Below are 20,072 nucleotides of genomic sequence, written 5' to 3' on the forward strand. Positions count from 1 at the left end.
ACTGCCTGTGGTCTTAGTTTCCTGCCATCGCCTTCAGGTTGGCGGCGTAGGCGTCGACATCATCCTTACCGATGATCTTGGTCGGGATGATGATGAGGTTGCCGGCCGGGATGCCCGACTTGTCGCCCTTGAGATAGGCAGCCATCAGCTTCATGCCCTGATAGGCCCATTCGAAGGGCTGCTGCACGACGGTGGCGGCAACGGTGCCTTCCTTGACGCCGCCCAGCGTGATCGGATCGTCATCGAAACCGACGACCGTGATGGAGCCGAGCTTGCCGGCATCGCGCAGCGCTTCATAGATGCGCGGCGTGTTGTAGGAATAGAAGCCGACCATGCAGGTGACGTCGGGGCTGGCGACCAGCGCGTCCTCGACATTCTTCTTGGCACGCGCCTGGTCGATATCGTCGCCGCGCACGTCGACGAGCTCGATCTTGGTGCCGGCCAGGCCATCTTTCATGCCCTGGATGCGCTCCTTGGCGTTGTCGGCGCCGAGCAGGCCGACGAAGCCGAGGCACTTGCCGCCATTGGGCATCGCCTTCTTGGCGATTTCGGCCGCCTGCTTGCCGGCGTCGACATTGGATGAGCCGATATAGGCGACGCGCTTGGTCTGCGGTGCGTCGCTGTCGGTGGTGAACAGCGCGGTTTCAGACGCGATCTTGTTCAGGCCATCGGTCGAGGTCTTCGGGTCGACGGCCGAGACCATGATGCCCTTGACGCCGGCCGTCACCAGATCGTCCATCAGCCGCTGCTGGATGGCGACCGAGGATTGCTCGGGATATTTGAGTTCGAGATTGTAGTCGGGCAGTTCGCCCTGCGCCTTCTTGACGCCAGCTTCGGCCGCTTTCCAGAAATCGGAAGCGCCGTTGACGACGAAAGCCAGTGTCGGCTTGTCGTCGGCGCGCGCGATGGCCGTCGCCGTCAGGCCGACAACCAGGGCCGCGGCGGCCACGGATGCATTGCGTATCAAGGACTTCATGTTCAACCTCCCGTTTGGGTCCAGCCGTCGGGCTGGACCGTCTTGCTCACTAGAATTGCGTGCTCACCTGAATTTGCCGTTTGCGGCTTGGATACCCCTCCTCCTCAGGGTTTCCCGGCACTCACAAGAATGGCCTCGTTCCAGCCACGGCCACGGACTTTAGAGACTCATTCTGCGTTCGTAAATAGTCCGATTTGTCTGACATATCACTTATCCGAGACAGAGCTTGCGGAGGCAATCCGCTCGCCATCGGGTCATCGACGTTCGCTTTCCCGCCGCCCCGAACCCTACAAGGCCGGACGCGACGGATTGACGTTACAGCGCATTTTTGTATTAGTAAACACTATTAGTTTTCAGCCAATATCCGGGCACATCGTGGCACCACGGTGAACGAAGCGCTGGCGAGCCCATGCCTTGGCCGCTCGGCATACAAAGCCGCGCAGTCGTTGCTTTCCTCCCACATAAGGAGCCTGATGATCGATGGACCGCATGGCCACTAATAGATATAAACGAAGCGGCGGTTTCTATAAGCTGGCGCCGCCGCGCCATCTTGTCGGGCCGGCAGGCTGCCGCTAGACAGGCCGGGATTGGGGACAGGACTGCCATGAGCGAAACGACGGATCCGGCCATCGAGACGATCAAGCGCCGCAAGGCGCCGGCCAAGCCCAAGGGGCGGGTCACCATGACAGACATCGCCCGAGCGGCCGGCTGCTCGCAGGCGACGGTTTCCTTCGTGCTCAACAATTCGCCAGGGATCAAGCTGTCGCAGCAGACCCGCGAGCGGGTGATCGAAGCCGCGCGGGCGCTGGGTTACAGCGCGCCCGCCTTCTCGGCGCTGCGCAAGCCGGTTGCCGCCTTCGACGGGCTGGACGGAGTGATCGGCTTTGCCGTCGACCAGCTGGCGACCAGCCCTGAGGCGGTGGTGGCGATCGAAGGCGCGCGCCAGGCCTCGTGGAATGCCGGCAACGTGCTTCTGGTGGCGCAGACCATGGGCGACGCCGTGATGGAGCCGCGCGCCATCCAGGCACTGACCCGGCGGGGTATTTCGGCGCTGATCTACATGACCATCTTCACCCGCGAGATCACCGCGCCCGACTTCCTCTACAGCCTCGACATTCCGGTGATCCTGCTCAATTGCTACACGGCCGACTACGCCTTTCCCGCCGTGGTGCCCTCCGAGATCGCCGGCGGCCAGAGCTCGACCCGGCATTTGATCAGCCACGGCCACCGCCGCATCGCCACCATCACTGGCGAGCCGTGGATGCAGGCCGCGCAGGATCGGCTCAAAGGCTACCGGCGCGCGCTCGCCACCGCCGACATCCCTTTTGACCCGGAGCTGGTGGTCGAGGGCGACTGGTCGGCAAGTGCGGGCTATGCCGCGACGGTGAAGCTGCTGGCGCTCAAAGACCGCCCGACCGCCATCTTCTGCCAGAACGACCGCACCGCGATCGGCTGCTACGAGGCGCTGAAGGAAGCCGGCCTGCACATTCCCCAGGACATCTCCGTCGTCGGCTATGACGACGAGGAAATCGCCCGGCATCTGTTCCCGCCGCTGACCACTTCGATCCTGCCGCATATGGCGATGGGCCAATGGGCGATCGAACAGCTCGAGGCACCAACGGCGCCCGGACACGGGCGCTATCCCATCACCAAGCTGGAGTGCCCGCTGGTGGAGCGGGAGAGCGTGCGGGCGGTGGCGGGAGGCTGAGGCAAGGCGGCCGAGCCATGCCGTTGCGCGGGGCGGCCGGCTCTCGGAGACTTGGAACTGGGTTCGCGCCGGCAGGTGAGATCATGGCGGCAAAAGTCCTCGCGATCCTCGTGGCGATCTACGCCGTCGACGCCTTGGTGACGTTCGGTTTCCTCTTCGTGCTCAGCCACCGCGGACGTCGCAAGGCGCTCGACCGGGAAGCTGCGGGTGAACAGCATGTCCGCGCGCCCTGGGTTCACTGACGGTCCAGGTGCCGGTCGGCTCCTGAAAAGGTTCGTAGCGTTGAGTCATGCGGAGACGATAATTGCCGAGCCCCGTCGTGCCAAGGGCCGGTCAATATTTTCTCGCTTTGTATTGATGTTTCATACGTCAATGATACCATGGTGAATATCATTTCTCATATTCAGACGCTGATACCCAATGATCACTGCTTCCCAGCTTCGTGCTGCCCGCGCCCTTCTCAACATCGACCAGAAAACCCTGGCGGAAATGGCGAGCGTCTCGCTGCCGACGATCCAACGAATGGAGGCCAGCCAGGGCAATGTGCGAGGCGTTGTCGATAGCTTGATGAAAGTGATCAACGCCCTGAACCGCGCCGGCGTCGAGCTTCTCAGCGAACATGTGCGTAGCGACGATGGCGGCCGTGGTGTCAGGTTCCGCCATCCAGACACGCTGCCGGGCAAGCCAAACTAGGCCTACAAAGCACAGCATCGACGCCACGCATTCACCGCCCCCATCTCCAGAAACACTCAATGAGCCTTTCCCGGCACATCAGCTTGCGGTCCTGCTTTTCCGCATGGAAAGACACGGTTCGCTCATGATCGTGTATCTGCGTCGGTTGACCGGAAAGGAACGAAGCGAAAGAACCGATCGGCACCTCGCCCGTTTCCTGACGTTCATCGCAGGAGCCGCCAACGCTGGCGGCTTCCTGGCGGTTCAGCAGTACACGTCCCACATGTCCGGCATCGTTTCGTCGATGGCGGACCATCTGGCACTCGGCGATGTCGGGCTGGCGCTTTCCGGGTTGGGGGCGTTGTTGTCGTTTGTCACAGGCGCGGCCTGTTCGGCAGTCTTGGTCAACTGGGGACGGCGGCAAGGCCTACAGGGCGAGTACGCATTCCCGCTTGTCCTGGAAGCGATCCTGTTGATCTGTTTCGGTCTGCTCGGCGGCCATCTTGCGCGTCATGAAGCGCTGTTTGTGCCAATGACGGTGATGCTGCTTTGTTTCATCATGGGGTTGCAGAACGCTATCATCACCAAGCTATCGGAAGCCAGAATCCGGACGACGCATGTCACGGGCCTGGTGACGGATATGGGCATCGAACTCGGCAAGCTGCTTTACTGGAACATCTCAGGCAATGACTCGGACAGACTGTTCGTGAAAGCAGATCGGAGAAAGCTGAGACTGCTTGCGTCGCTCGTAGCATTGTTCTTTATCGGCGGCGTCATCGGCGCTGTGGGTTTCAAACACATCGGCTTTGCAGCGACATTGTTTCTTGCCGCCATTCTCCTTGTGCTGGCCTCCATGCCAGTCCTGGAGGATGTGTCCATCCGCATGAAGCGGCTCTGGCAGTAGCGCGACAGGGCTTTGCCACATGCCGGATTTGGCGGCACATTCGCGATGGCTGGCGACAAGATTGGTGGCCAACACGGTTCGCCTGTTATGCCGTTGCCACCTCCGAAGCGTTGCAGCGGCCCGCAGTGTGCCACCTTCGCAACTGGCTGGCGAGAGAAGCAATCGAGAACCCAGTATGACTTGGCGTTCGGCTCATGCTTTGTCAGTGGCGCCGCACCTTAGGCAGCTCGTCGTGGTACATGCCAAGGCCTGAACGCCAGGAGGCCAAGCTCCTGTTCGATCTCCTCAGCTCCGACGGACGGCGGCATCAGCAGCACTGGCTGGACGAGATCTCGTACCTTGCCTGCCATGACGAGTGCGTTGCGATCCAGAGCGCCGCGGATATCGAGCAGTCTCACATCCGCCCAGATATTGGCGAGCTTTACAGCAACGCGATCCGGCATGATGTCGAGGTCGTGACGAGCATGAACGTTACCGATCAGAATACCGGAAGAATTCTTGAGACGCGTCTGCGCCAAGCCGAAGAATGTCTCGGCGCACAAATGATCTGGGATGCGCCGCCCGGAATATGCGTCCAGAACGATAGCGTCGTAGCGATGACGGCCGGCGCGCAAAAAATCCCGCCCGTCGGAGATGAAGGAGTGAACTCCACGAGGTAACCCAAAGTATTTTCGGGCGATCTGGAAAGCCTTTGGATTGATGTCGACGATCGTAACACGCACACCAACCCTATCCAGCATCGTGCCCAGGCTGCCACCGCCACAACCGATCATCAGGACATCGGACACTCGCGCTTGTGCGAGGAGACCAAAGATGGCGTGTATATAGGGCACGACGCTGACGCCATTCGGATCGCACTCGCTTTGATAGCAGCCACCTTGGCGATAAATGAGCGAACCGGAGTCCTTGGCCCGCAGAACCTCGATGTTGCCGAAATCGGTATGATATTTCGCAACCCGGATCATCACCTTGTCGTCACAGCCAATTCCTAATCCGCCGCTCGGCTGGGTTTCCGTTCGTTGGCCCCTTCATGCGGAGCCGAGGGGGGTTCGCCCGTCATTTTGCAGCGGGCTGCTCTTCGCAATTGCAGGGCACCAATCGGCGAGGCTCGGCGCCTCCCAACTCGTATCTCCCAGTTTTCTACAGCTTCGAGACAGATGCGTCACGCATCATTATTTGAATGCGCCGCATTTTAATATATGCTGCAGCGCTTAGAGATAATACGTCAAAGCTGATCAAAAAGGGGATGCGACCGTGATAACTGCTCCACAGTTGCGTGCCGCGAGGGCGCTCCTTGGCATCGACCAGCGCAGGCTTGCCGAATTGTCCAGCCTTTCGGTGCCGACAATTCAACGTATGGAAGCCAGTGAGTCGATTATCCGGGGCAATGTAGATTCCCTAATGAAGCTGATCGGGGCGCTTGACCTCGCCGGCGTCGAATTGATTTCTGAAGGCGCCTCCAGCCAAATCGGCGGGCGCGGCGTGCGGCTGAAAGCAGATTTTGATCCCGCCAAAATTATGGGCGGGGTTGATACGGACGCCAAAGTCCCTGTGAGGAGTGTGGCGTGATTTCGGGGGCTGCAGTCCTCCTGTGGGGCGTTGCCGCGCTCCTGGGAACTGCGGTGCTTGCGATTGCGTCAAGCCACGGATCGGGCTCGGGAACACGCCTGATCTACAGCCTGACGCTAGGCATATCGGCGGCCGTGCTCCTGGTTCTCGCGAGCCGTGTCGCCGATGATCCCGTAACCCCGTCGACTGCCGAGCTGCCGCTTGGGCTGCCATGGATTGGCGCCCATTTCCGTCTGGATGCGCTCTCGACCTTTTTCCTCGTCGTCGTCAATTTTGGCGGCGGCATGGCCAGTCTTTACGGCCTCGGCTACGGCAGGCATGAGTCTGCGCCGCATCGGGTGCTGCCGTTCTTCCCTGCCTTCCTCGCCGGGATGAATCTGGTCGTCCTGGCGGACGACGCCTTCACTTTCCTGCTTTCCTGGGAATTCATGTCGCTCGCTTCCTGGGCGCTCGTCATGGCGCACCATCGCGAGCAGGACAATGCGAGAGCGGGCTACATCTATCTCGTGATGGCGAGCTTCGGCACGCTCGCGCTGCTGCTTGCGTTCGGCCTGCTGGCCGGCCCGAGCGGAAACTACACGTTCGAAGCGATGCGTGCCGCCGCTTCCGCCCCGCTCGTCGCTGCTTTCGTTCTGGCTCTGATGCTGCTGGGCGCCGGCTCCAAGGCTGGCCTGGTACCGCTGCACATATGGCTGCCACTCGCACACCCGGCCGCGCCAAGCCACGTCTCGGCTCTGATGAGCGGCGTCATGACCAAGGTCGCCATCTACGGCTTCATACGCGTCATTTTCGACCTGCTCGGTGAGCCGGCATGGTGGTCGGGCGTTGTGGTGCTTTTCCTGGGCGGCCTGACGGCGGTTCTCGGCATTCTTTACGCCTTGATGGAAAAGGACCTGAAGCGGCTTCTTGCCTATAGCACCATCGAAAACGTCGGCGTCATTTTCGTCAGCCTTGGCCTTGCTCTGGCCTTCAAGGCGAACGCCATGCCATCGGCCGCGGCGCTGGCGCTCACCGCCGCGCTGTTTCACGTCCTCAACCATTCCTTTTTCAAGAGCCTGCTGTTTTTCGGCGCGGGCGCCGTACTGACGGCAACCGGAGAGCGGGACATGGAGAAACTGGGCGGTCTCATCCACCGTATGCCGTTGACCAGTTTTGCCTTTCTCGTCGGCTGCGTGGCGATCTCGGCGCTTCCGCCCTTCAACGGCTTCGTCTCCGAATGGCTGGCCTTCCAAGCCGTCCTGCAGAGCCCAGATCTGCCGCAATGGGGCCTGAAGGTCATGGTGCCCGCCGTTGGCGGTTTACTGGCGCTCTCGGCGGCCTTGGCGGCTGCCTGCTTCGTGAAAGCGTTCGGGATTACATTCCTCGGCCGGCCACGCTCGGCCGCGGTGGAACTGGCGCACGAGGTCGACCGCTATTCGCTAGCGGCAATGTTCACCCTGGCGGCTCTTTGTCTCCTGGCTGGCATTGTGCCGGGTCTCGTCATCGACGGTCTCTCAGCGGTGACACTTCCGCTGCTTGGCAGCCGGATGCCTGTGCAGATGGCTGAGCCATGGCTGTCGATCGTGCCAATCGCAGCGAGCCGCAGTTCTTACAATGGCCTGCTGGTGTTCCTGTTCATTGCTGTCTCCGGATCGTTCGCGGCATTCGTCATTCACCGCTTCGCCTCACATGCGCTCCGCCGCGGCCCGGCCTGGGGTTGCGGCTTCCCGGACGTAACACCCGCCGCGCAGTATACATCGATAAGCTTTGCACAGCCCATTCGACGCGTCTTCGGCGCGTTCGCATTCCGCGCGCGGGAAAAAGTCGAAGTGCCGGCGCCTGGCGAAACTGGCCCGGCTCGTTTGACGGTCGAAATCCACGATGTGATCTGGGAAACGTTTTACCTGCCTATCGGCAGGGCTATCGACTTTGCGACCGACCACCTGAACCATCTGCAGTTCCTGACGATCAGGCGCTACCTGACTCTTGTATTTCTCTTTCTCATTGTCCTGCTTTTGGTACTCGCACTATGGCCCTGATCCTTGAGTTGGCCGTTCAGGGCGCACAGATGATGCTGGTGCTTTTGCTGGCGCCACTCCTGACCGGGTTCGTGCGCAAGGTGAAGGCACGACTCTTGCGCCGCCAAGGTCCATCCCTGATCCAACCCTATCGCGATCTCCTGCGGCTAATGCGAAAGGAAGTCGTTCTGGCGGACAACGCATCCTGGCTGTTTCGCGTGACACCTTATCTGATCTTTGCCGCCACCTGGGTCGCGGCCGCGCTTATCCCAACATTCGCAACCGGGCTCACTTTCAGTTGGACCGCGGATCTCATAGCTATTGTCGCGCTGCTGGGAAGCGCCCGATTCTTCCTGGCGCTCGCAGGGATGGATGTCGGCACGAGCTTCGGCGGCATAGGCTCAAGCCGCGAGGTGATGATCGCTTCGCTGGCCGAGCCCGCCATGCTGCTCATTGTGTTCAGCCTGGCGCTGGTCGCCGGAGCGACACAGTTGTCCACGGTCGCCGCCTTCATGGGCTCGCCGCAGGTCGGCCTGCGGGTATCGCTCGGAATGTCGCTCATCGCTCTCGTGATGGTGGCGGTCGCCGAAAACGCCCGCATACCAGTGGACAATCCATCGACCCATCTGGAGCTCACCATGGTCCACGAGGCGATGATCTTGGAATATTCCGGTCGTCATCTGGCGATGATCGAGTTCGCAGCCTTCCTCAAACTCCTGCTTTATGTGTCGCTGATTTCCTGTGTCTTCCTCCCCTGGGGGCTGGCTGGTGTCGAGGCTGGGCCGAAATCATTTGCTCTGGGTGCCGTGGCCTATCTTGGCAAACTTGCCTTGTGCGGCATTCTCCTCGCCGTGTTTGAGACTGCGATCGCCAAGATGCGCGTTTTCCGCGTCCCGGATTTTTTGGGCGCAGCACTCATGCTGGCGTTGCTCGGCACGCTCTTGCTGTTCGTCTCACGGAGCCTCTGATGAACGGCCTCACCTTCGACATCGCTCATCTGCTCGCCGGCGGCCTGGTGCTGGTCAGCTTCATGATGCTGTACCAGGATCGCCTCTTCGCCCTGATCAACGTTTTTGCACTTCATGCAATCGTGCTCGCCCTGTCCGTGGCCTGGCAGGCCTACATCCAGGACGCCCATCACCTCTATGTCACGGCGGCGATCGCCCTCATCTTCAAGGCGATCATCATTCCTGTTGGCCTGCACCGCATCATCCAGCGGCTCGGCATCCATCGCGACATCGAGACCGCCGTCGGGATCGGTCCAACCATGCTTGCCGGAATAGGTCTGGTGACCCTGTCCATGGTGCTGATGCTGCGGGTCACTCCCGACGCCGATCCCCTCGCCCGCGAGGATCTTGCCTTTGCGCTGTCCATCATACTGCTTGGACTCCTGGTGATGGTCACCCGCCGGAACGCCGTCAGCCAGGTTGTCGGATTCATGTCGCTCGAGAATGGCCTAGTGCTGGCCGCCACGGGCGCCAAGGGCATGCCGCTGGTTGTCGAGATCAGTGTCGCCTTCTCGATTCTGATCGCCTTCATTGTCATCGGCGTCTTCCTGTTTCGCATACGCGAGAGATTCGACTCGGTCGATGTCGGCGCGCTCGACGACTACAGGGGGGAACATCGTTGACCGCGTTTTCCCTCGATGCGGTGGCCGCCATCTTGCTGATACCGGTCGGCGCGGCCGCACTCCTGGCGACCCTGCCGAACTATCGGATAACGGCTGGCCTCAATGTCGCCGCGAGCTTGCTGACCTTGCTCGCTGCGGTGTCGCTTCTCGTCACGGATCGGCCGCAGCCCGGTCAGTATTTGCTCGTCGACGATCTCAATATCGTTTTCATCGTGCTCAACACGTTCGTCGGCTTCACGACCAGTGTGTTCAGCGCCTCCTACATTGCGCACGAACTGGATACCGGACGGCTGACGGCGACGAATTTGCGATTTTATCACGCAATGTACCAGATCATGATGTTCGGCATGAATCTGGCGTTCGTGTCGAACAATATCGGCTTAATGTGGGTGGCGGTGGAACTTGCCACGCTGACTACCGTGCTGATGGTCGGCATCTATCGCACGCATGAGGCGCTGGAGGCGGCTTGGAAGTATTTCATACTCGGCAGTGTCGGCATTGCGCTTGCCCTCTTCGGCACCATCCTCGTCTACATGGCCGCGCAGCCGATTGTTGGCGAAGGCACGAATGCCATGGTCTGGACAGTGCTTATCGAGCACGCAGCGCGCTTCGACCCGGCGCTGCTGAACGTCGCCTTCGTCTTCCTGCTGCTCGGCTATGGGACGAAGGTTGGTCTTGCGCCTTTGCATGCCTGGCTGCCCGACGCCCACGCGGAAGGCCCGACGCCGATTTCGGCGGTGTTGTCAGGACTGCTCCTCAACGTCGCGCTCTATGCGGTACTGCGCTTCAAGCTGCTGCTCGCGGCTAGCCCGGACGCGATCGCGCCTGGACCACTGATGATCACGATGGGGCTCACCTCCCTCATCTTCGCGGCCTTCATGCTCTACCGCCGCCGCGACATCAAACGTCTGTTCGCGTACTCCTCCATCGAGCACATGGGCATCATCGTGTTCGCTTTCGGCATGGGTGGCCCGCTCGCCAATTTTGCCGGACTGCTGCACATGGTCATGCACAGCCTGACCAAGTCGGCGATCTTTTTCACGGTCGGCCACATCGCCCAGATCAAGGGGACACAGAACATCGCCGAGATCCGGGGGCTTACGGAAACGCATCCGGGGCTTGGCTGGGCGCTCGTCATCGGCGTCGTTGCCATTGCCGGCCTCCCTCCGCTCGGCATCTTCATGAGCGAGTTCCTGGTCGTGAGTTCGACATTTGCAAGGCACCCCCTTTTGGCGATGCCGTTGGTATTCGGGATTCTGCTCGCTTTCGGCGCCCTGCTGCTTCGGTTGACCGGCGTCGCTTTCGGCGAACCGCGAGGCAGCACCGCGCCCGCCGAGGCGTCCTACGTTCCGATGTATTCCCACCTGACGCTTGTGTTTGCCGCCGGCATCTATCTGCCACCACCGCTGGTCATATGGTTCCAGCATGTCGCCAACCTTCTAGGATGAAGCGGATGGGAGAAATGACATGCCCGCACTGACCGACCTCATCCTTGCTGGCAAGGGTGTCGACAACCATTTCCCGTGGTCGCGCGCAGTGGTGACTTCGAAAAGATGGAGCTTTGCCGTCGAGCAACTGGCTGAGGGTCACTTGAGCTTGCTCGGTCTTTGGGGCGAACCAGGCACCGTCCACATGGCGCTACTCGACGAGGCTGTCGGGAACATCGGCGTTGTCAGCCTGCTATGTCCGGATGGACGCTACCCATCGGTCGGCCTGCTGCATCCGCCCGCATTGCGCCTTGAACGTGCGGCCGCGGACCTGTTCGGGCTCTTGCCACAAGGCGCGCCCGATACGCGACGGTGGCTTGATCATGGCTACTGGGGCATCAGCTTTCCGTTGAGTGCCCACGTCCGGACCTCCGTTGCGACGGCGCCCCCCTACCAATTCCTGCCTGCCGAGGGGGAAAGCCTGCATCAGATCCCAGTCGGGCCCGTGCATGCCGGCATCATCGAGCCAGGGCATTTTCGATTTACAGCCAGCGGCGAAACGGTCGTCCGGCTGGAGGAACGCCTAGGGTATACGCACAAGGGCATAGAAGGCTTGATGGCGGGGTCCGATATCGACCATGCTGCCAAGCTGGCGGGCAGAACCTCTGGCGACAGTACCGTGGCATACTCCCTTGCTTTTTCCCGCGCGGTCGAAGCGGCCCTTGGTATCGAGGTTCCTGCGCGCGCGGTCTGGCTGCGAGCGCTCATGGCCGAGTTGGAGCGTCTGGCCAACCATCTGGGCGACATCGGCGCCATCTGCAACGACGCCGCCTTCGCACTCATGCATGCCCACTGCGGCGTCCTGCGCGAGCGCGTATTGCGGGCAAGCGATGCTGCCTTCGGCCATCGTTTGATGCGCGACCGCGTCGTGCCTGGAGGAGTGGCGACCTACCTGAACGACGAGGGGACGACAGCGATCTGGTCTCTGATCGCAGAGATCAGGCAGCGGTTTCCGGCGCTTGTAGAACTCTACGACAACACCGCGTCGCTACAGGATCGGACAGTCGCAACTGGGCGGCTGAAGGTGGAACTCGCTCGACAATATCGTGCCGGAGGGTATGTCGGCCGGGCCTCCGGTCGGGACTTTGATGCGCGACGCAGTCTGGCCTATCCTCCCTATGACGCGCTCAACTTCAATGTGCCTCTCCTCCAGGAAGGCGACGTGAACGCCCGTGTCTGGATTCGCATTCACGAGGTCGAGCAGAGCTTGTCCCTGGTCGAGCAAATCCTGCGACAGCTGCCGGGTGGACCGATCCGCGTCGACTTGGCACAGACAGGCGGCCCGCATGAAGGCATGGCGCTCGTCGAGGGTTTCCGGGGCGACATTCTTGCCTGGCTGCGCATTGGTAAAAGCGGCCTGATCGAGCGCTGTCACCTGCGTGATCCGTCATGGTTTCAATGGCCGCTGCTGGAAGCGGCCATTGAAGGCAACATCGTCGCCGACTTCCCACTATGCAACAAATCGTTCAACTGCTCGTATTCAGGACACGACCTCTAAGGGTCCAAGGCAAGCCATCATGCGCAAGCTCCTCTTCGAAAGCCTGATACGCCCGCCGCTGACCGAGCGTCCGCCGCGAGTGAGCGACGCGGCGGTTGACGAGCTCGCACGCGCCCTCAATGGGGTTGCTCATAGAAGATTGGGGCGAAGTCTGTCGATCCGGGCAGTCGATGCCGGTTCCTGCAACGGTTGCGAACTCGAGATGCACGCGCTCAACAACGCTTTCTACGATATCGAGCGTTTTGGGATCCGGTTCGTCGCATCGCCGCGCCATGCCGATGTCCTGCTTGTCACTGGGCCGGCGACCAGAAACATGCGTGAGGCATTGAAGCGGACCTACGACGCAACTCCCAACCCCAAATGGGTGGTCGCGCTCGGCGATTGCGCCCAGAATGGCGGCTGTTTCGCCGGCAGTTACGCCGTGGTGCGCGGCGTGTCGGAGGTGTTGCCTGTCGATCTGCACATTCCAGGCTGCCCGCCACCGCCCATCGAAATTCTGAAAGGCCTGCTCGCCTTGCTTGAGGGAGCGAATTCAAAGGCCGGTGTTGCCCGAAATTGACTATCGATGTGGAGGGCTTTTCCGCCACTAGGTAGCAAAAGCCTCCAGACCTAAAATGGCATCCCGACTGCCCAGATTTCGATGTGAAAACGGAGCCTTGAACGATCGTAGCGTGAAGCAGAAGCAGGGCGACTTGGTCGAAGGGCTGCCGCAAATTGCAAGGGAGCAGGCCGAGATCCGGAAGTGTTGAGGGCGCTGGACCGCGTCAGCCAAGCGGCCAGGAACCATCACCCGCCGGCAGATAGCTTCCGCTGTTCCTCGCGGAACCCATGCCCTCCGCCGTGAATCGTCGACGAGATAGCGGCGGCAGGCTTCAGAGCGAACGCTCAGGCGTCCAAGTGGGCCTTATGAGTTGGCCGATCATCTGAAATGACAGTCCGCAACAGGCGTGCATGGTCAGACCGTGTCCATCTGATGGCGCAGCAGCCGCAAGCTGACGCTGGACCCATGCAGCATCATGTCAGACAGTGGATATATAGGTGTTGAAACATTGAGTGTCATGTATTATACATTATCATTAATGGACCAAGGAAGCGGTAGATTTGCACGACCGACCCTGCCAGCCGCCCTTTCACGAGGCTTGGTGGGCCGATGCCCTAATTGTGGTCAGGGGAAATTGTATCGCACCTACCTGAAGCAGGTGGAGCGTTGCGCAGTTTGTGGAGAACGCTTTGGTGACATAGAATCTGATGACGCGGCGCCTTGGTTCACTATCCTCATTGCGGGCGTCTTTGCAGCCCCCTGTATTTCTTGTTCCAAGGGCTTCTTCTGTCATACTTCGCCGTCACAATGGTATTGATCTCTCTTATTATTGTGGCGCTGATACTGCTTTTGTTACCTCGCGTAAAAGGCGCTTTGATCAGCGCGTTCTGGTTTTCGCGGCTTAAAAACGACGAGCCGGGATGAACACTCTACTGATCACAAACGCCGTTTTTCCATACGCCGTCGCGTTGGTCGATGACTGTTTCAATGCGAAGCAGCCGTAGTCTGGAGACCAAAATGTGATTAGCGCTTCGCAGATTCGCGCAGCCCGGGCATTGCTTGGAATTGACCAGAAAAGCCTGGCTGAGCGTGCCGGCATCTCGCTGTCAGCCATCCAACGAATGGAGGCCGGCGAGAGCGATCTACCAGGCGCGTTCGACATGCAGAAGAACGTCGTAATCGCCCTCAGAGCAGCAGGGATCGAGCTGATTGGCGATCATGAGCGCAGTGGCGGCGGAGGCCGAGGCGTGCGCCTGGCGCATCCTGTCGGCCTGGCAGGCCGGACACATTGATTGCCTCGACGGCGTCGGAAGGCCGGTACCGATCAATCGGCGGGTTTCAACCGTGAAGCAGGAAAGATGAACACGTATCATCCATTGGACCGATGAAGCGACGATATACAGAACATCAGGAGCCAACTGGTAGCTGGTCGGTTTTAGATACTCAATTCTCAGGCTGAAGCACCACGACCTGTCGATTGTGGTACGGCGCGACGTCCGGCCCGGGATCGGTCGTCAGCATGGTAAAGGTGGCCGGCTTGTTGCCGACAGCTTCGCGCCAAAGCCCAGCGACGGCCATGAATGGACAGCCGTTGAGCGTGAAGCGATGTTTCGCCTTCGGATACTTCGTCCCTGTGAATTCGAAGAACGCGGACGCAGGAACGAGGCAGCGTTTGCTGTTCCCGAATTGCCGCCCTTCGGAGCGGAAGTTGAACACAGGCCCGCCTTTTGGTCCGGCCGGCGCGAATCCGAACGTCATCGATGCAAGCTCGATCGTGTCATCAGCGGCGCGCATTATTGGTGCCGGGTCATTAATGCGGACGTCGTCCACCTGAGGCAAATCGAGTTCGGTTTGGTGGGTGGGGGACTTTGAGCGCCAGCGACGCCATCATCCGGCAATACTCAGCCCAAATAAAATAATATGCTGCTCGTAATCGTTGCACATGGACGGCTCCAGACTTGGGCGACCTCTGTTGATATTAGGGCAAGCGAAGGCGCCATGGAAAGCGGCGGGTGATCAACCCCACGGGTCTCGCTCAACCAGAATATCCGCCTCCTTTGCAGCCGCAACAAAGGCCTTCCGAGCGGCGCGGGTCTGTTTGATCCGCTGCCTGAGCTACCCGGTCCACGGTTTAGACGGTGTTCCACGACCGACCGAGCGCCACTCGCACCGGCTTCTCAAAACCGCTGGTGCTGCAAAAAACCTCCCGTGTCATCGAGCGCCCCCCCCCCGCTGAGGCGACGATCGAATAGCGTGTTTGGGGCCGTTTCCAGACCGTCCGCTTCTGTTCGGATTTGACGATTAGCTGCCGTTTGGCTTGCCTGTAGAACGCTGCGTGCCCGTTAGAGGTGCTCCGCCGTTTGGCATTGCCGTCAGTCTGCTGGAACCCGACCGCTAAACGACATCGGCACCCCTTCGTAAGGAACTCGGCACGAATGGACCTGGCGCACTCCGACTATGCGCGGCGCCGTAGGATCGAATAATAAACCCGCTCTTGGCCGCACGTGCTGAAAGCGTGCTATCTAACGATCACAGCCTATCAAGCGGAGCGAAACATGCTGAAGACGGACACCCGCCAGGCCAACTGGCGACGGGCCAATCCCGGCAAATACGAAGCCCATCTCGCGGTTCAGCGAGCCCTAAAGGCAGGCGAGATTGATAGGCAAACTTGTGAAGTTTGCGGTGTCGAAGCCGTCGACGCCCATCACGATCAATACGAGGAGCCGTTGACGGTCCGATGGTTGTGCCGCCGCCATCACACCCGGCTCCATCACTACGGTGAAGACATGTTTCCAGTCAGGGAGTGCCGTTGAACGAATACCCGAGACATCTGTCTTTCGCTCGAAATGGCGTGGGTCAGCGGGAGGCGAGATGGATCTGCTCGCGGATCCATTGCTGTCCCTGATGCGCGTGAGTGCGCTCGTGCCAAATGAGCTCCACTTGAAACCGCTCCGAAAGCCAAGGGACGTCTATCCACGCGACTTCAGCTAAACGGTCGCTCATCAGGCGGCGCGGCACCAGAGCAATGAGCTCGCTGCTGGCGACAATGCTCGGAACAACAAGGAATGAGGCAGCGGACGCGACAATGGCGCGGGAGTGACCGAGGGCCTCCAGGGTGGCGTCGACGGGGGTCGTAAATCCGCCTCCAGAAGGCGAGACTATCACCTGTTCAAGCGCGGCAAACCCCGCTGCGGTCGCCCCTTCATTGATACGTGGGTGGCCGGGACGGCCGATAAGGATATAGCTCTCCTCAAACAGGTGCCAGGTCCTCAGGTAAGCTTTCCCGGTGTCTGGCGTGGCGATGGCCAGGTCGACATCGCCATCCGCCAGTTGCTGCGTTAACTTTGCCGGGGCCAAGCGGTGCACCGCAACCCGTATTTTGGGCGCCTTGTCGCGCAGCGCCACGATCAGAGGCGCCATCACCACAGCCTCGACGTAGTCGGTGCAGGCGATCGAGATGGTTAGCTCGGCTGTCGCGGGGGAAAAGCTGTCATGGCCCTGGAGGGTTCCGCGGAGCTGATCCAGGGAAGCTCTGAGCGGTCTGATCAGCTCCAGGGCCTTGGCGGTCGGCACCATGCCACGATGCGCCGGCACGAGCAGGGGATCCTTGAACAGGTCGCGAAGGCGGTTCAGTTGGGCGCTGAGCGCCGGCTGGCTCATATGTAGCCGGGCTGCGGCCCTTGTGACGTTGCGCTCGACAAGCAGAGCTTCGAGACTGACGAGTAGGTTGAGGTCGATACGCTTCATATCCATGGCATGGATACTAGCGCATAAATCAATCGATTTCACATATGGTCTACAGGGTGCGATTTAATCTCCAGGGAGTGCCGTGCTGCGCTGCTCCAGGAAAGTGATGGAGATACACATGTCGATCGATCAAAAGCCTACCATTGTCGTCGCAGGCAGCCTGAGCAAGCAGGGCCGGAGCGTGACGGAGTCGTTGTTGGGGAGTGGACGGTATCACGTTCGTGCGCTGACAAGTCGTCCAGACTCGCCTGCGGCCCTCAAGCTGGCCGAGCAGGGCGCTGAGCTCATCGCCGTGCCGCTTGCGATCAACCACAGGAGCGATTTTGTGAAAGCGTTTCGGGGAGCGCAGGGCGCCTTCCTGATGACTCCAGTCGTCGCCCCGCCGGAAACCTACGAGTTCGATATCGGTAGGGATCTCGCAGATGCCGCGGTCGAGGCAGGTGTCGAGCACATCGTCTTCAGCACCCTGGAAAACGTCGATGAGATCACCGGAGGTTCGAAGTTCGCGCCGCATTTCACGGACAAGGCGCGCGTCGGGACTTATATCCAGGGTCTTCCTGTTCGCAGCTCATTCGTCGAGCTCGCGTTCTTCTACACGAACCTTCTCGAATATTATACGCCGCGTAAGGAGGGCGACACGCTCGTCTTTCCGATCTATCTGCCGGAGCATTTCCGAGCACCCTTCGTCGATCCGCTGACGGCGACAGGGCCAGCCGTTCTGGAAATCTTCGACCATCCCGACATCTATGCCGGGCAAACGCTACCGATCATCGGGGACGTTCTATCACCGGCCGAGATGATCGAGACCTTCAAGCGCGTCACGGGCCGGAAGGCTGTGTATGCATCAGCCTACACCCCTGATGAGCTGGTTCGTCATTTTCCGGAGTTCGGGGAAAATCCCGAGCTCGTTCGAGAAAACATCGGCATGGCGGAATACGCGGTCGAATACGGATATTTCCGGAAAGACCGGGATCTCTCGTGGAGCAGGCGGATCAATCCCTCCAGTCTCACCTGGGAGCAGTTCCTGATCAAGACCGGTTGGGACGGCGAAAAAAGGGCGTTCGGTCTCAGCTAGTGAACCTCGGTAGCTCGCCGCTCGTTTACTCGCACGTCGAGCGCCGGAACCATTATCGGCAAGAGGGATTTCGAACACAGATCCATCTGAAAATCCCGAGAAACGTACTCGATGTTCACAGGCTTCGAGCTCACAACCATCCAAACATCACGCTGTCAGATCCGGCTGAGGAAGGGAGGGGAGGGAGGGGCCGCCCGTCCTTCTCCTCCACGGTTATCCGCGGACACACACGCCCTGGGGGCAGGTGGCAGATCGGCTGGCTCCGTCGCTCACCGTAATCTGCCCGGACCTACCGGGCTTCGGGCAGTCGTATACCTTCGGCCTTCGTCGAAGCCACTGTGAACGCCGTCATCAGCAAGCGTTTCTTGTGGCCCTTCGGCATGGAGCGCCGGCTCGGCCGGGAATTGCGGGGGCCGCAGCGGGCCTAGCGTCAGCCGGGATAGCGGCGACGTTCTATGCCGCAAATTGCAACGACGACAGCCCGCTCTTCGTCCTCCTCTGGTATCCGATCGCCATATCCGTTGTTACAGGAATTGGCGCTCTGGCCGGCCATAAACTACTGCGGTGGCAGATCTTTGAATTGGTGGCATCACAGTGTTCTGCCCCCTATCCGGCGCGGCCTCGTTTCACTGATTGCCATCCGAGACACGTTCTCCCATAGCTTGGAACATCCAGCCAACTCCGAAGTAAACAACCATAGAGGTCTAAATGACGCCCGAGGAATTCCGACAACGAGGTCACGAAATCATCGACTGGCTCGCGGACTATCATGCGAAGATATCCGACTACCCGGTCCAACCTGCGACACGGCCGGGCGACGTGAAAGCGATGCTTCCGGCCGTCCCGCCGGTGGAAGCTGAGGGTTTCGATCAGATCATCGCCGATCTCGATTCGGTCGTTCTTCCGAATATCTCGCATTGGCAGCACCCGCGCTTTTTCGGCTACTTTCCCTCAAACTCGCTTGGCTCAGGTATCCTGGGCGACCTGGTGAGCGGCGGACTGGGGGTGCTGGGTCTGTCCTGGCAGTCATCGCCCGCTGTAACGGAGATTGAGGAGGTCACGTTAGACTGGTTCCGGCAAATGGTTGGCCTGTCTTCCGCCTGGTTCGGCGTTATCAACGACACGGCATCGACAAGCACCTTGGTCGCCCTGCTGTGTGCCCGGGAGAAAACAACGGGGTTTTCGCTTGCTCGCCAAGGCCTGCAAGCGGAACTTAAGCCATTGACGATCTACACATCGACAAGCGCTCACTCGTCGGTGGAAAAAGCGGCGCTGCTGGCAGGCTTCGGTCGTGAGAATGTCCGCATGGTCGATGTCGACGTCAATTTTGCAATGCATCCAGCGGCGCTCCAGGATGCCATCGATGCGGATATCCGCTCCGGATTCACCCCTTGTGCGATCGTCGCGGCCGTGGGCGGGACCGCTACCGTGTCCATTGATCCGGTATCCAAGATCGCCGACATAGCGCGCAGACACGGTCTGTGGCTCCACATCGACGCTGCCATGGCCGGAAATGCGATGATCCTGCCGGAGCTGCGATGGATGTGGGAAGGCATCGAAGAGGCAGACAGCGTAGTCATCAACGCGCACAAATGGCTCGGCGTGCCTTTTGACTGCTCGCTCTATTTCGTGCGTGATGAGCCTCACCTGCTTCGGGTTATGTCTGCTGATCCAAGCTTCCTCCAATCCCAGGCCGACGAGAAGGTGCGCAATCTGCGCAACACCGGTATTCCCCTCGGGCGAAGATTCAGGGCGTTGAAACTGTGGTTCGCCATACGGGAGCAGGGGGTCTCCGGGCTACAAGCCAGGTTGCGGCGAGACATCGGCCTGGCCCAAGATCTCCGCTCGAAAGTCGAAGCAACACCGGATTGGGAGGTCGTCGCACCCGTCGTTCTGCAAACCGTATGTCTTGTGTATCGTCCGAAGTCTGTGCCGTCCCATCGTCTCGATGATTTCACGCGCGCATGGGCGAATGCGGTGAATGCGTCGGGCCAAGCCTATGTCACGCCCGCCATCGCGGCCGGGCATTGGATGGTTCGTGTATCGGTCGGCACGATATCGACGGATGCACACGATACCGAGGCGGTCTGGGGCGCGATGCAAAAAGCGGCAGCCGCGCTCGTTCCGGAATTTTCGTGAAGGGCCGACGAGGCTCGCCATGGCCGTTGTCTACCGGACGAGCGACGTTCGATGGGCTGATTGAAATTACCATGTGATCGCGAAGCTGCGGAGGTGCGTCCGTCTCCTCCGTCTGTCTCCCTGAAGTGG

The 20,072-nt window shown here is 60.3% G+C and carries 18 protein-coding genes and 3 pseudogenes; 17 read left to right on the plus strand and 4 right to left on the minus strand.

Annotated elements, in window-relative coordinates; all coding sequences use genetic code 11:
- Positions 1-13: 13 nt before the first annotated feature.
- On the minus strand, positions 14-976 hold the full coding sequence (locus CK226_RS13885) for a sugar-binding protein (protein WP_095773159.1): 963 nt from the start codon (positions 974-976) through the stop codon (positions 14-16).
- A 604-nt stretch (positions 977-1,580) separates the two neighbouring features.
- Here CK226_RS13885 and CK226_RS13890 point away from each other — a divergent pair.
- The 4 genes and pseudogenes from CK226_RS13890 to CK226_RS13900 form a co-directional block, all read left to right on the plus strand.
- Entirely contained in the window at positions 1,581-2,684 is a 1,104-nt protein-coding gene (locus CK226_RS13890; protein ID WP_179301045.1) for a LacI family DNA-binding transcriptional regulator, read from the plus strand.
- 83 nt (positions 2,685-2,767) lie between these two features.
- Positions 2,768-2,926, plus strand: a complete 159-nt coding sequence (locus CK226_RS34900; protein WP_179301046.1) for a hypothetical protein — start codon at positions 2,768-2,770, stop codon at positions 2,924-2,926.
- A gap of 178 nt (positions 2,927-3,104) precedes the next feature.
- The gene (locus CK226_RS13895; RefSeq protein WP_095773162.1) at positions 3,105-3,377 is read left to right on the plus strand and encodes a helix-turn-helix transcriptional regulator; all 273 of its coding nucleotides are present in this window, start codon (positions 3,105-3,107) and stop codon (positions 3,375-3,377) included.
- A gap of 103 nt (positions 3,378-3,480) precedes the next feature.
- A pseudogene (locus CK226_RS13900) lies at positions 3,481-4,242 on the plus strand (YoaK family protein); the annotation flags it as partial.
- Between the two features lie 236 nt (positions 4,243-4,478).
- Here the strand turns inward: CK226_RS13900 and CK226_RS13905 are convergent.
- The gene (locus CK226_RS13905; protein ID WP_095773163.1) at positions 4,479-5,225 is read right to left on the minus strand and encodes a fused MFS/spermidine synthase; all 747 of its coding nucleotides are present in this window, start codon (positions 5,223-5,225) and stop codon (positions 4,479-4,481) included.
- A gap of 289 nt (positions 5,226-5,514) precedes the next feature.
- Between CK226_RS13905 and CK226_RS13910 the strand changes: the two genes are divergently transcribed.
- The 9 genes from CK226_RS13910 to CK226_RS13950 all read left to right on the plus strand — a co-directional run bounded on the left by CK226_RS13910 (position 5,515) and on the right by CK226_RS13950 (position 14,274).
- Positions 5,515-5,829, plus strand: coding sequence for a helix-turn-helix transcriptional regulator (locus CK226_RS13910; protein ID WP_095773164.1), 315 nt, complete (start codon positions 5,515-5,517; stop codon positions 5,827-5,829).
- Positions 5,829-7,847, plus strand: coding sequence for a hydrogenase 4 subunit B (gene hyfB, locus CK226_RS13915; RefSeq protein WP_095792191.1), 2,019 nt, complete (start codon positions 5,829-5,831; stop codon positions 7,845-7,847). Before CK226_RS13910 ends, hyfB begins: the two co-directional genes overlap by 1 nt.
- Entirely contained in the window at positions 7,838-8,794 is a 957-nt protein-coding gene (locus CK226_RS13920; protein ID WP_095790218.1) for an NADH-quinone oxidoreductase subunit H, read from the plus strand. Before hyfB ends, CK226_RS13920 begins: the two co-directional genes overlap by 10 nt.
- On the plus strand, positions 8,794-9,456 hold the full coding sequence (locus CK226_RS13925; protein WP_095773166.1) for a hydrogenase-4 component E: 663 nt from the start codon (positions 8,794-8,796) through the stop codon (positions 9,454-9,456). The genes CK226_RS13920 and CK226_RS13925 overlap by 1 nt, the downstream gene beginning before the upstream one ends.
- Complete coding sequence (locus CK226_RS13930; protein WP_095773167.1) at positions 9,453-10,904, plus strand: hydrogenase 4 subunit F; 1,452 nt, start codon at positions 9,453-9,455, stop codon at positions 10,902-10,904. Before CK226_RS13925 ends, CK226_RS13930 begins: the two co-directional genes overlap by 4 nt.
- 19 nt (positions 10,905-10,923) lie before the next feature.
- Positions 10,924-12,441, plus strand: a complete 1,518-nt coding sequence (locus CK226_RS13935) for a nickel-dependent hydrogenase large subunit (protein ID WP_095792138.1) — start codon at positions 10,924-10,926, stop codon at positions 12,439-12,441.
- Positions 12,442-12,460: 19 nt separating this feature from the next.
- Positions 12,461-13,000: an NADH-quinone oxidoreductase subunit B family protein gene (locus tag CK226_RS13940; protein ID WP_095792139.1), complete on the plus strand. Its 540-nt coding sequence runs from the start codon at positions 12,461-12,463 to the stop codon at positions 12,998-13,000.
- A gap of 520 nt (positions 13,001-13,520) precedes the next feature.
- On the plus strand, positions 13,521-13,799 hold the full coding sequence (locus CK226_RS36020; RefSeq protein WP_280951477.1) for a DUF983 domain-containing protein: 279 nt from the start codon (positions 13,521-13,523) through the stop codon (positions 13,797-13,799).
- 202 nt (positions 13,800-14,001) lie between these two features.
- Positions 14,002-14,274, plus strand: coding sequence for a helix-turn-helix transcriptional regulator (locus tag CK226_RS13950; RefSeq protein ID WP_095773171.1), 273 nt, complete (start codon positions 14,002-14,004; stop codon positions 14,272-14,274).
- 154 nt (positions 14,275-14,428) lie between these two features.
- Here CK226_RS13950 and CK226_RS13955 read toward each other — a convergent pair.
- Positions 14,429-14,926, minus strand: a pseudogene (locus tag CK226_RS13955) (SOS response-associated peptidase family protein); the annotation flags it as partial.
- A gap of 611 nt (positions 14,927-15,537) precedes the next feature.
- Here CK226_RS13955 and CK226_RS13965 point away from each other — a divergent pair.
- Positions 15,538-15,795 (plus strand): hypothetical protein, encoded by a 258-nt coding sequence (locus CK226_RS13965; protein ID WP_095773424.1) that lies wholly within the window; start codon positions 15,538-15,540, stop codon positions 15,793-15,795.
- 43 nt (positions 15,796-15,838) lie between these two features.
- On the opposite strand, the gene CK226_RS13970 is transcribed toward CK226_RS13965, so the two are convergent.
- Positions 15,839-16,735 carry a LysR family transcriptional regulator gene (locus tag CK226_RS13970; protein ID WP_245437746.1) on the minus strand — a complete coding sequence of 299 codons (897 nt, stop codon included), beginning with the start codon at positions 16,733-16,735 and terminating at the stop codon, positions 15,839-15,841.
- Between the two features lie 112 nt (positions 16,736-16,847).
- Between CK226_RS13970 and CK226_RS13975 the strand changes: the two genes are divergently transcribed.
- The 3 genes and pseudogenes from CK226_RS13975 (at position 16,848) to CK226_RS13985 (ending at position 19,943) form a co-directional block, all read left to right on the plus strand.
- Positions 16,848-17,804: an NmrA/HSCARG family protein gene (locus CK226_RS13975; protein ID WP_095790249.1), complete on the plus strand. Its 957-nt coding sequence runs from the start codon at positions 16,848-16,850 to the stop codon at positions 17,802-17,804.
- Between the two features lie 256 nt (positions 17,805-18,060).
- Positions 18,061-18,372 (plus strand): annotated as a pseudogene (locus CK226_RS13980) (NrsF family protein); the annotation flags it as partial.
- Positions 18,373-18,512: 140 nt separating this feature from the next.
- On the plus strand, positions 18,513-19,943 hold the full coding sequence (locus CK226_RS13985; protein WP_095773173.1) for a pyridoxal-dependent decarboxylase: 1,431 nt from the start codon (positions 18,513-18,515) through the stop codon (positions 19,941-19,943).
- Positions 19,944-20,072: the final 129 nt, after the last annotated feature.

Source organism: Mesorhizobium sp. WSM4311, from assembly GCF_002295115.1.
Taxonomy (GTDB): domain Bacteria; phylum Pseudomonadota; class Alphaproteobacteria; order Rhizobiales; family Rhizobiaceae; genus Mesorhizobium.